General features: G+C 63.9%; 9 protein-coding genes. 4 read left to right on the forward strand and 5 right to left on the reverse strand.

Annotation, left to right across the window (positions count from 1 at the left end):
• Nucleotides 1–36: 36 nt before the first annotated feature.
• A complete protein-coding gene (locus ACTHNZ_RS08045; protein ID WP_440541970.1) occupies nucleotides 37–819 on the forward strand; it encodes a DUF2968 domain-containing protein in 783 nt (260 codons plus the stop codon).
• Between the two features lie 111 nt (nucleotides 820–930).
• Nucleotides 931–1,254 (forward strand): antibiotic biosynthesis monooxygenase family protein, encoded by a 324-nt coding sequence (locus ACTHNZ_RS08050; RefSeq protein WP_440541971.1) that lies wholly within the window; start codon nucleotides 931–933, stop codon nucleotides 1,252–1,254.
• 131 nt (nucleotides 1,255–1,385) lie between these two features.
• Here the strand turns inward: ACTHNZ_RS08050 and hfq are convergent, their stop codons facing one another.
• A complete protein-coding gene (gene hfq, locus ACTHNZ_RS08055; protein ID WP_440541972.1) occupies nucleotides 1,386–1,901 on the reverse strand; it encodes an RNA chaperone Hfq in 516 nt (171 codons plus the stop codon).
• Between the two features lie 225 nt (nucleotides 1,902–2,126).
• On the opposite strand from hfq, the gene ACTHNZ_RS08060 reads away from it, so the two are divergent.
• Both ACTHNZ_RS08060 and ACTHNZ_RS08065 read left to right on the forward strand, forming a co-directional pair.
• A complete protein-coding gene (locus tag ACTHNZ_RS08060) occupies nucleotides 2,127–3,707 on the forward strand; it encodes an FAD-binding oxidoreductase (RefSeq protein ID WP_440541973.1) in 1,581 nt (526 codons plus the stop codon).
• A gap of 37 nt (nucleotides 3,708–3,744) precedes the next feature.
• Nucleotides 3,745–4,116: a hypothetical protein gene (locus ACTHNZ_RS08065; protein WP_440541974.1), complete on the forward strand. Its 372-nt coding sequence runs from the start codon at nucleotides 3,745–3,747 to the stop codon at nucleotides 4,114–4,116.
• Here ACTHNZ_RS08065 and ACTHNZ_RS08070 read toward each other — a convergent pair.
• The 4 genes from ACTHNZ_RS08070 to ACTHNZ_RS08085 all read right to left on the reverse strand — a co-directional run.
• The gene (locus ACTHNZ_RS08070) at nucleotides 4,070–5,980 is read right to left on the reverse strand and encodes an AMP-binding protein (protein WP_440541975.1); all 1,911 of its coding nucleotides are present in this window, start codon (nucleotides 5,978–5,980) and stop codon (nucleotides 4,070–4,072) included. The two genes, ACTHNZ_RS08065 and ACTHNZ_RS08070, sit on opposite strands and share 47 nt — an antisense overlap.
• A gap of 78 nt (nucleotides 5,981–6,058) precedes the next feature.
• Nucleotides 6,059–8,626 (reverse strand): acyl-CoA dehydrogenase, encoded by a 2,568-nt coding sequence (locus ACTHNZ_RS08075; protein WP_440541976.1) that lies wholly within the window; start codon nucleotides 8,624–8,626, stop codon nucleotides 6,059–6,061.
• Between the two features lie 48 nt (nucleotides 8,627–8,674).
• Nucleotides 8,675–9,580: a TetR/AcrR family transcriptional regulator gene (locus tag ACTHNZ_RS08080; RefSeq protein WP_440541977.1), complete on the reverse strand. Its 906-nt coding sequence runs from the start codon at nucleotides 9,578–9,580 to the stop codon at nucleotides 8,675–8,677.
• A gap of 249 nt (nucleotides 9,581–9,829) precedes the next feature.
• Nucleotides 9,830–10,573, reverse strand: a 744-nt coding sequence (locus tag ACTHNZ_RS08085; RefSeq protein WP_440541978.1) for an MFS transporter, incomplete at its 5' end; no start/stop codon positions are given.

Consider the following 10,573-nt stretch of genomic DNA (forward strand, 5'->3'; position numbering starts at 1 on the left):
TCAAAAAAGTAGAACTATTCCATGCAGGAAACGACAATGAGCCACTATTCGCGTATGCGGGGGACGGCGCTTGCAGCGCTGATCGCAATCGGGGGATTGGGTATCGAAGGGTGTGCCACGGCGCAATCTGCCGCGGACGGCACCGCAAACGTTGCACCGGCCGCGCCTGCCGCGGCCTCGGCGCCCGTCGTAGCCGCTGCGCCGGCTAGCGCGACGCTCGCCTCGGTGCCGGCCGTTTCGCCGGAGGCCGCGTCATCGGTCGCGCCGGCCGAGGAGGTGGCCGATGCTCAGGGCGATGTTGCGGATTTGCAACGGATGATGCGGGGCAACGAACTCGCGGAGTTGCGCACGGCCTACAACGGCACATATGGCGCGAGCCTGCTGCTGCACGGAAAGGACATGACGTACTACGCCGTGCTGTTCCAGCAGAAGAACTTTTGGCGCGTGATCAAGACGACGAACGCGGACTACGCCGAGGCGGTCTATGCCGACTTCGTGCGTCGCAGCGCGCAGCTTGCCGACGTCGAGATCAAGCGCACGGTGCTCGCGGCCCAGAAGGCCTATACCGACGAGCAGCTGGCCAAGGCGCAGGCACGCGCCGATCGTCTGCAAGCGGACCTCGACGTTGCGCGCAAGCAGCAGGCGCTCGTGGCGAGCCGCCAGAAGGAGGCGCGCGACGAAGCCGCTTCGCTGCGCACGCAGAAGCTGGCCGCGCAGCAGCAATTGGCCGATATGCAGCAACAGATCCATCTGCTGCAGAGCGAGGCGCAACAAGGCTTGCCGCCCAAGCAGCCGCACTCGCGCCATCGCAAGCATTGAACGAGGCGCACCGAGGCATCGCGCGAGCGTGAGGCGGCGCCGATGCTTCGATCTGCCTCGCGTCGAATGCCTGGACAGACCAACCGCCGCGTGAAGCGGCAGAGGAGTCGGATGTCGATCGCAGAAACGGGCGCAACGCCGTACTACGCTGTCATCTTCACGTCGATTCGCACGGAAGGCGACAACGGCTATGGCGAGATGAGCGAACTGATGGAAAAGGCCGCGCGCCAGCAGCCGGGCTTCCTCGGTGTGGAGTCGGCGCGCGAGGGTGTCGGCATTACCGTTTCATACTGGACCGATCTCGAATCGATCGCGGCTTGGAAAGCGGACGCGACCCATCTGATCGCGCAGCAGACGGGCCGCGAGAAATGGTATGAGCAATACGTGACGCGCATCTGCAAGGTCGAGCGCGATTACGCATTCAAGCGGGACTGAGGCAAAGCCGGGCCAAAAGCCCACCCCTAAGCCCGACCCAAAGCCCGACCCAAAGCCAAAACGCCGTTGCCGCCGGTCTTTCCGGCACGCAATGGCACTAGCGCTCGATCTTGCGCTCGACCTCGACCCGATTATTCGTCGCGCTGATTCCCGTTCGTGTCGTTCGACGGCCCGTTCTGCAGCGTGCTGAACGGACGGCGCCGGCGTGTGACGACCACCGGCCCCTCGGACGAACGATGCTCGGGCGCCGAGGAGGTGCCATAGCTCTCACGCGGCTCCCTAGGTTCGCGCGGCTCGCGGCCTTCCCTCGGTTCACGCGGTTCGCGGAATTCGCGCGGGCCCGATCCTTCGCGCGGACCGTGGCGCTCGCCACGTTCGCCTCGCTCCCCACGCTCCCCATATCCGCCGGTGCGAGGCCCACGCGGGCCGGGGCGCATGCCCGTATCGAGCTGGATCGTCGAAATGGCGCGTTTATAGATGCCTTGCAAGCCGACAGGCGTGCGCAGCATGACGAGATACTGATCGAACGACTCGATGCAGCCCGTCAGGCGGATGCCGTTGACGAGGTAGATCTCGACGCGCTTGCGCTCTTTGCGCGCGGCGTTCATGAAGTCGTTCTGCGGATGCGATTCGGACGGATTCGGCATTGCGGGTACAGCAGCGCGGGCTGCTCCACGGTTGGTTGGCGGCTGCGCGACTCGATACGCGCATGATTGGGCGGGATTTTACCCCGTGCGCGGGGTGTGCGTATGGATTTGGCGAAGATCGCCTACAAACGCGCGTCGCGGAGTCGTTTTTCGACGATGTTTCGCCTGGCATCCGCGCGATGTCTATCATGAATTGAGCTAATTCGAATCGACGGGGGGAACCCAATGACGCTAGTGCTTCCCCCGAACGTCTCCGAAAGCCGGTTTTTACGTGCGCTGCGCGAGTTGGCATCGATCGTCGGTGCATCGAACGTACTGACGTCGGCCGAGCGCTTGCAAGACTATGTCGATCCTTTCACGCCGCAGCCGCAGGCGCACGAGTTCGCTGCATCGGCGGTCGTACTGCCGGCCAGTGTCGATGAGATACGGGAGGTGCTCACGATCGCGCGGGCCGATGGCCTGCCGCTGTGGCCTGTCTCGACGGGACGGAACTTCGCTTACGGCGGGGCGGCTCCTCGATTGCGCGGCTCGGTCGTGCTCGATTTGAAGCGGATGAACCGAATCCTCGAAGTCGACGAAACCTTGGCCTATGCGTTGGTGGAGCCTGGGGTGACGTATTTCGATCTTCATGCCGAGTTGCACCGGCGTGCTCTGCAGCTGTGGATCGATCCGGCCGCGGCCGGGTGGGGCAGCGTCGTCGGCAACACGCTCGAGCGCGGATTCGGTTATACCGCCTACGGCGATCACGCGGCCCACCAGTGCGGGATGGAGGTCATGCTGGCGAATGGCGAGCTCGTGCGCACGGGCATGGGAGCGATCGAAATCGGCCGTGCTTGGCAGCTTTACAAGGGAGGCTTTGGACCGTCGTACGACACGATGTTCATGCAATCGAACCTCGGCATCGTGACGAAGCTCGGGCTTTGGCTGATGCCGCGGCCCGAAGAATATCGGATCGTGCATGTGAAGTTGCCTGGCGAACGCGACCTGGAAGCGGCCGTCGAAACGCTGCGGCCGCTCAGGCTCGACGAGACGATCCGCAACCATGCGGTGATCGAAGGCGCGATCCGTCATGCGGCGGGTGTATCGACGCGCACCGACTGGTATGACGGTGTGGGGCCGATGCCCGATTCGGTCGTCGACGAGATCGTGAGGCGGCTCGATATCGGTCGCTGGAACGTTCACTTTGCCGTATATGGCTCAGCCGACCTCGTCGACGTCCGCTTCGCCGCGGCCCGGCGTGCATTTGCGCGCCTGCCGGGTGCGCGCATCGAGGCGAACCGGTATGCGGCCGATGCGGAACCGGCCGGCGGCAGCGAAAGGAACATGGCCGGCATTCCGGCGATGAGCGCGTTTCGGATGCTCGATTGGCGCGGCGGCGCGGGCGCGCACGTCGATTTTTCGCCGATCTGCCCGTTCAGGGGGCGCGACGCGATGCGCCAATATTCGGTCGCGAAGGCACGGTTGGCCGAGTATGGCTTCGATTACTACGGCGGCTTCACGGCCGGTGAGCGGCACTTGCATCACATCGTGGCGACGATATTCGATCGCGATGACCCGAAGCAGACTGACGCTGCCGCCGATCTCCAGCGCGTGTTGATGAGCGATGCGCGCTCGGAGGGGTACGGCGTTTATCGAACGCATTTGGCGACGATGGATTTCGCCGCCTCGCAGTACGATTTCAACGACGGAGCGCTGCTGCGGATGTCGGAAACGATCAAGGATGCGCTCGATCCGCAAGGCATTTTGGCGCCGGGCAAGTCGGGGATTTGGCCTCGGAGCTGGCGTGGGAAGCGCGGTGATGTTTGAAAGGATGAAAGCGGCCGCTCCGGGAGGGAGTTCGGCAATGAATCGACGCACGTTCATGAGCGCGAGCTTGGGTGCCGTCGCGGCGGGTTGCGCGATGCCGTGGTTCGATTGTCATGGCGCCTTCAGATCTTCGCGTGCGGCTGCGCTCGTCGTGCTGGATTCGAGGTTGCAGGCGAGCCGCGCGTATGCGGCGCTTGCAGGCGCAGACGTCGCGATTTGCCTCGAGGTCGATGCGGATGTCGGTGCGCTCTGGCATGGGCGTTTGCGCGATTGGCCCGGCCCCATGCGAGGCGCGCTGCGTCCGTCCGATTGTTTCGTTCTGCGCAATTTGGCGATTGCCGATGCCCGCGCCTTTCGTTCGATTACGATCGTCGCGGGGGCGCTGGGGTTCGAGATAGGTGCCGTTTGACAGGGTCAGAGGGGGATCGCTTGGCCAACTCTTCATCCCGCAACGCCCGCCGTAAAATCTTCCCCACGTTCGTTTGTGGCAGCGTATCGCGGAATTCGATCAGCTTCGGCACCTTGTAGCCTGTCAAATGCTTGCGGCAGTGCTCGAGAATCTCCTCGCGCGTGAGCCCTCGCTCGCGCGGGACGATGAACACCTTCACGCGCTCGCCTTGCGCCTCGTCGGGAATGCCGATCGCCGCCACCTCGCGCACGCCCGGATGCATCGCAATCACATCTTCGATCTCGCTCGGATAGACGTTGAAGCCCGACACGAGAATCATGTCCTTCTTGCGATCGATGAGCTTGATGAAGCCGGCCGAATCCATCACGCCGATGTCACCCGTCGCGAGCCATCCGTCAGCGTCGAGCACCTTCGCCGTCTCGTCCGGCCGCATCCAATAGCCCTTCATCACTTGTGGCCCCTTCACGCAAAGCTCGCCGGGCTCGCCGATGCTCGCCCACGTGCCGTCGTCCTTCCGAAAACGCACGATCGTGGAGGGCGCCGGCAGCCCCACCGAGCCGTCGAAGTCACGCAGATGCTTCACGTCGACCGGATTGAGCGACACGATCGGCGAGCATTCGGTCAGCCCATACCCTTCGACGATCGGTTTGCCCGTCACGGCCTTGAAGCGATCGGCGACGGCACGCTGCGTCGCCATCCCGCCCGCCATCGCGAGCTTCAGGTTCGAGAAGTCGCGCTTGCAGAACTCATCGTTCTCCAGAAACGCCTTGTACAGCGTATTGATCGCGAGGATGCCCGTGAACGTCTGGTGGCGCAGCATCCGCATGACGCGCTTGATGTCGCGCGGGTTGGCGATCAGGATGTTGCGCCCGCCCAGCCCGAGGAAAATCAAGCCGTTCACCGTGAGCGAGAGGATGTGATAAAGCGGCAGCGGGGTGAGGACCGTCTCGACCTCGCCGCCTAGCTGCGTTTCCGCCCACGCCTTCGCTTGGAGCAGGTTGGCGATGATGTTGCGATGGGTGAGCATCGCGCCTTTGGCCACACCCGTCGTGCCGCCCGTGTATTGCAGGAAGGCTAGATCGTCGTGCGAGACGATGGTCGGCGCGAGGGGTGACTTCGCGCCTAGGGCAAGCGCGCGCCGCATGCGCACCGCGCCCGGCAGGCGATACGCCGGCACCATCTTTTGCACGTGGTTGACGACGAAGTTCAGCAGCCGTCCCTTCGCATTGAGCCCGTCGCCGAGCAGATCGCCGAGCGCGGTAACGACGATGTGTTCGACGGCGGTTTCGGGCAGCGCCTGCTCGAGCGTTCTGGCGAAGTTCTCGAAGACGATGATCGCCTTCGCGCCGCTGTCCTTCAGCTGATGAGCGAGCTCGCGCGGCGTGTAAAGCGGGTTGACGTTTACGACGACGGCGCCGGCCTTCAGGACACCGAACAAAGACACGGGGTATTGAAAGGTATTGGGCAGCATGATGGCGACGCGGTCACCGCGCTGGATGCCGATGCGCTGAAGATAGGCGGCGAACGAATTTGCCTTGCGCGCGAGCGTGTCGTAGGACATGTTCGAGCCGATGCTGACGAAAGCCGTGCGGCCGCGATAGGTGGACGTGCATTCATCGAAGAAATGAACGACGGATCGATATTGGCCGACGTCGATATCGCGGGGGACGCCGGGCGGGTACGAGGCATACCAGATGCCGTCGGTATTGGGCGTCTGAAGTGCGGCCGGTGCGGGAAATTCATCGGGCGCGGCGAGTGCACCGGACTGAGCGGACGTGGTGGATACGTCTGAAACAGGCGGCGGCTCGCCGCTGATGGCGCGTGATGCGTCCAATGCCGCCTGCGGGGCGATGCGTTGATCCATGTTGTTTTCTCCCTGAGTTGTTATCGCCGCGGCGATGTGGCGTCGCGCCGCCGCGGCCATCAACGCCGATCGGACCGCTTACCGTCGATCGACGTTGACCGAAAGACCGGCGGCCTGAGTGCTGCCTGCCATCGGCCCATCATCGCTGCCCGCCGTCTGCGCGTCGGTGCGCCCGCGCTCGCCGGGCCGGCTTTCCGAGCGGTCGAAGTCGGCGGGAAAGTCATCGACCCTGATCAGGGCTGCGCCATCGCGCGCGTATAGAACGAGCAGATCGCGCTCGCGCAGATCGATCCAGCCGCGCTCATGCGCAACCTGCGCCCAGTTGGGCAAGTCGGCCAGGCTTTGGGGCATCGGACGCGCATGGCCCGCGCGCACGGCATCGCGCAGCTTCGTTTCGATTTCGGCGACTTGCTGACACAGTTCGAGCAGACGCTCGCCGCACGCAATGGGGTCGTTCGCATCGGGGTTTGCCGGGATGTGGGAGTCGGCGAGCAATCGATCGCGTGCACCGCACGGTGTTTGGAGTAGCAGCGCGATCGTGCTGACGAGCCCGTCCGAAGGCGGACGGTGACGGCGCACGCCGAGCGGAAAAGCGACGATGCGAATGATTGCCGCCGCAAATCGATTCGGAAAATTCGCGAAGAGCCCCTCGAATGCGAGCTCGGCCGCAAGCAATGCGTCTTTGACGCCCCAGCGGACGAACGGCAAATCTTCCGGGTGCGCACCCTCGTCCTCGAAACGCTTGAGCGTTGCCGACATCAGCACGAGCTGCGAAAGCACGTCGCCCAAGCGCGCCGACAACCGTTCGCGCCGCTTCAGCGCGCCGCCGAGCAGCAGCATCGATATGTCGGCCACGAAGGCGAACGCGATGCAAAGGCGCGTGACGGCGCGATAGTAGTTCGCGAGCACGGAGCTCGCGCCGCCAGGCTTCTTGATAAATAGGCCGCATGTGAGCCCGTGCACGAAACTGCGCAGCGCGTTCGAAGCGATGAACGCGCCGTGGCGAAAGAACGCATGATCGAATGCGATCAACGCGCGCTCGTCGTCGTCATCGCGCGCGGCCGTCATTTCCTTGAGCAGATACGGATGGCACCGGATCGATCCCTGTCCGAAAATGATCAGCGAACGCGTGAGGATGTTGGCGCCTTCGACCGTGATCGAGATCGGCAATTGCTGGTAGGCACGCGCGAGAAAGTTCGATGGCCCGAGGCAAATTCCCTTGCCGCCGGCGATGTCCATCGCGTCGTTGATGACGTGGCGCGAGCGTTCCGTCACATGATATTTGGCGATCGCCGACAACACGGCCGGTTTCTCGCCTAGATCGACGGCCTGCGCGCAAAATCGCCGCATCGCGTCCATGACGTAAAGGTTGCCGCCCATGCGGCCGAGCGCTTCATGGATGCCTTCGAACTTGCCGATCGGCGTCTTGAACTGGCGGCGCAGCGCGCAATAGGCACTGGTGCCGCGCACCGCGAGCTTCGCCGTGCCGACGGCTGCGGAGGGCAAGGAAATCGCGCGGCCGGCCGCGAGGCATTCCATCAGCATGCGCCAGCCGTTGCCGACCTGCGCGGGGCCGCCGATGACCCAGTCGATCGGAATGAAGACGTCCTTGCCCGAGTTCGGGCCGTTCTGAAAGACGGCGTTCAGCGGCCAGTGACGGCGGCCGATCGATACGCCCGGATGCGAGGTGGGGATTAGTGCGCAGGTGATGCCCGGCTCGTCGCCGCCGCCGAGCAAGTGATGCGGATCGCGCACGCGAAACGCGAGACCGAGGACGGTGGCGACCGGACCCAGCGTGATGTAGCGTTTGTCCCAGGTGATGCGAAATCCCAACGTTTCGCGGCCTTCGTACATACCCGTGCAGACGACGCCGACATCGGGAATGGCCGCCGCATCCGAGCCGGCATAGGGGCTCGTCAGCGCGAAGCAGGGGATTTCTTCCCCGCTTGCTAGGCGCGGGAGATAGTGGGCTTTCTGCGCGTCGGTGCCATAGTGGAGCAACAATTCCGCGGGGCCGAGCGAGTTCGGCACCATGACCGACACCGTGGCTGCCGACGAGCGCGACGCGAGCTTCATGACGACTTGCGAATGCGCGTAGGCGCCAAACCCTTTGCCCCCATACTGCTCGTCGATGATCATGCCGAGAAAGCCTTGGCTTTTGACGTACTGCCATGCTTGCGGCGAAAGATCTTGCCAGCGCGCAGTCGTCTCCCAATCGTTGGCCAAATCGGCGAGCCGTGCACACTCGTCGTCGACGAATGCGCGTTCTTCATCGGAGAGCACCGGCGGCCCGTGTGCGAGCAGTGCATCCCAATCGGGCCGGCCTTTGAAGAGCTCCGCATCCCACCATACCGTGCCGGCTTCGATCGCATCGCGCTCGGTCGGCGACATCTCGGGCAGCGCGCGGCGAAACAACGCAAGCACGCGTTTGCTGATGAGCAAGCGACGCGCGGGAGGCGTCGTCACGATCGCCGCCGGCACGATGAGCACGACGCCGAGCACGACACAACCGATCAAGCCGGCCGCACCGGTCAGCGCGACGATTGCGACCCATGCGCTGAATGCCGCGAGCCACCACCACGCGGCGGCTTCCATGAAGATCAGGATCGCGCCCGCGATGGCGAGCGCGAGGACGAGCCATGCCATGACCGTTCCTCCGGGGACGCGCGTGGGGGTGCCGTCCGTCGTGAGTCGTTACAGAGGCGCGCTCCAGCCCGCGGGGCGCGAAGCGTCCGGCAGTTGGGCGGGCGGTGAACTGGCCGCTTGCAACGCTTGCGCGGCCAGGAGCCGTGCCGATTCGCGCTCGTCCGGTTCGGCCGCATCGTGGTTGCCATCGGCCGTGTGCGGGGCATCGAGCGGGCCGCATGCGCTGATTCCGGCCGCGGCGTCGCCGCCATCGTCCGCATCGCCGAGCACGGCTGCGAATGCGGATAGTTGGGCCGCGTCGGGCAGCGGTGCTTTGAGCGCCGCTACCATCAACGAAGCGAGTCGAGCGATCAAGTGCAGATCGCTGAGCGTGCGGCCCTTGGAGAATTCGGCGATGAGGCTATCGGTATCCGCGCCGGCGAGCACGCCCGAGAGCGCACCGATCGCGAAATGCAGCCGCCAACCGAGTTCTTCGCGCGGCAGATGCGGCAGCGCGCGCTGAAACGCATCGAAGAAGCGTTCCGCGACCTCGGCGTAGTGTCCGTTCAGAAACTCGTGAATGAAAGCGGATGGGTCCGTATAGGCGCGGCCGAGCAGACGCAGGAATGCGGGGCCGCCCGCGCGCGTGTCGCGCGACAGACGCAAGGCCGGAATGAACATCGCGCCGAGTACGTGCTCGCAGGTCAGGCGGTTTCCTAGTTGGGCGTCGAAGCGTTCGAGCAGGTTCAAGCGCTCGACGTTGAGCTTGTCGAGGCGGCGCGACAGCATCGCGTGAATCAGGGCTTCCTTGCTGCCGAAGTGATAGTTGACCGCGGCGAGATTGACGTCGGCCCTCGAAGTGATCTGACGCAGCGACATCGCCTCATAGCCGCATTCGATGAAAATGTCCTCGGCCGCGTCGAGAATGCGTGCCTTCGTGTCGCCGGTGTTCCGGCTGGATGTTCTCGTTGCCATGTGCGCCTCCCATGCCGGTTGCCCAGCCGCGAACAAGCGATTCAAGCCTCTGATTGAAATTTGGTTATTTTTAGCACGATAAAAACGCTCGGATTTTGCGGCAAGCGTTGTTTGTCGATGGACTCCTCTAAAAGGGAGTCTAGGCGATGGGGCCCGCTGCAGTGCAGCACCGGCGGGTTAGCGTGGGGGAGGGGGAAGAAAGGCGCGTCGCGCGCCTTTCTTCGGTGTTGCGCGGTCGTATTTAGGCCGTCAAGACGATGCAGCGACTTGCTCTGCCGAACGCGTCATATCGATGCCGCGCCGCTCGGGACCGAAAAGGATGAGGATCGCAATGACGACTGCGGCGATTCCCGCTACGACGGCGAGTGCGAACGCATAGTTATTGCCGTTGCTGACGGCCACGGATGCCTGCATCGTCGCATTCACCGACGCGATCAGGTTGCCGAGCTGGTAGACGAGGCCCGGGAACGTCGCGCGCACTTCATCGGGCGAGATCTCGTTCAGGTGAACGGGGATCACGCCCCAGGCGCCTTGCACCGAGATTTGCATCAGAAACGCGCCGATCGCGAGCATCACGGCACCGCTCGAGAAGGCCCACAAAGGCAGGACGGGCAGCGCGATCAACGCGGCAATGCAAATCGCGCGGCGACGGCCGATTTTTTCAGACATAGAGCCGAAGAACAAGCCGCCGACGATTGCGCCGATGTTCAGCACGATCGCGATGATCGAGACCGTATGCGGATCGAAGTGGTGTTGTTCACGCAGGAACGTCGGGTAGAGATCCTGCGTACCGTGCGAGAAGAAGTTGAACGCCGTCATCAGGATGATCGAGTAAAGCGCAAGCGTCCAATTCTTGCCGATCGTCGAGAGCAGGCCTGCACGGTTGTGCTGCTTCTTCTCCATCGCTTTCCAGGCCGGGGATTCCTGCACGTTGCCGCGGATGTAGAGTACGAGCAAAGCCGGGGCCACGCCGACGAAGAACATGCCGCGCCA

The organism is Trinickia sp. (genome assembly GCF_051953955.1).
Taxonomy (GTDB): domain Bacteria; phylum Pseudomonadota; class Gammaproteobacteria; order Burkholderiales; family Burkholderiaceae; genus Trinickia.

Bases quoted from the DNA above. Each gene is read 5' to 3' on its own strand.
- ACTHNZ_RS08080 (WP_440541977.1), bottom strand. From the start codon at position 9,580: ATGGCAACGAGAACATCCAGCCGGAACACCGGCGACACGAAGGCACGC.
- ACTHNZ_RS08060 (WP_440541973.1), top strand. From the start codon at position 2,127: ATGACGCTAGTGCTTCCCCCGAACGTCTCCGAAAGCCGGTTTTTACGT.
- ACTHNZ_RS08075 (WP_440541976.1), bottom strand. From the start codon at position 8,626: ATGGCATGGCTCGTCCTCGCGCTCGCCATCGCGGGCGCGATCCTGATC.
- ACTHNZ_RS08070 (WP_440541975.1), bottom strand. From the start codon at position 5,980: ATGGATCAACGCATCGCCCCGCAGGCGGCATTGGACGCATCACGCGCC.
- ACTHNZ_RS08045 (WP_440541970.1), top strand. From the start codon at position 37: ATGAGCCACTATTCGCGTATGCGGGGGACGGCGCTTGCAGCGCTGATC.
- hfq (WP_440541972.1), bottom strand. From the start codon at position 1,901: ATGCCGAATCCGTCCGAATCGCATCCGCAGAACGACTTCATGAACGCC.
- ACTHNZ_RS08050 (WP_440541971.1), top strand. From the start codon at position 931: ATGTCGATCGCAGAAACGGGCGCAACGCCGTACTACGCTGTCATCTTC.
- ACTHNZ_RS08065 (WP_440541974.1), top strand. From the start codon at position 3,745: ATGAATCGACGCACGTTCATGAGCGCGAGCTTGGGTGCCGTCGCGGCG.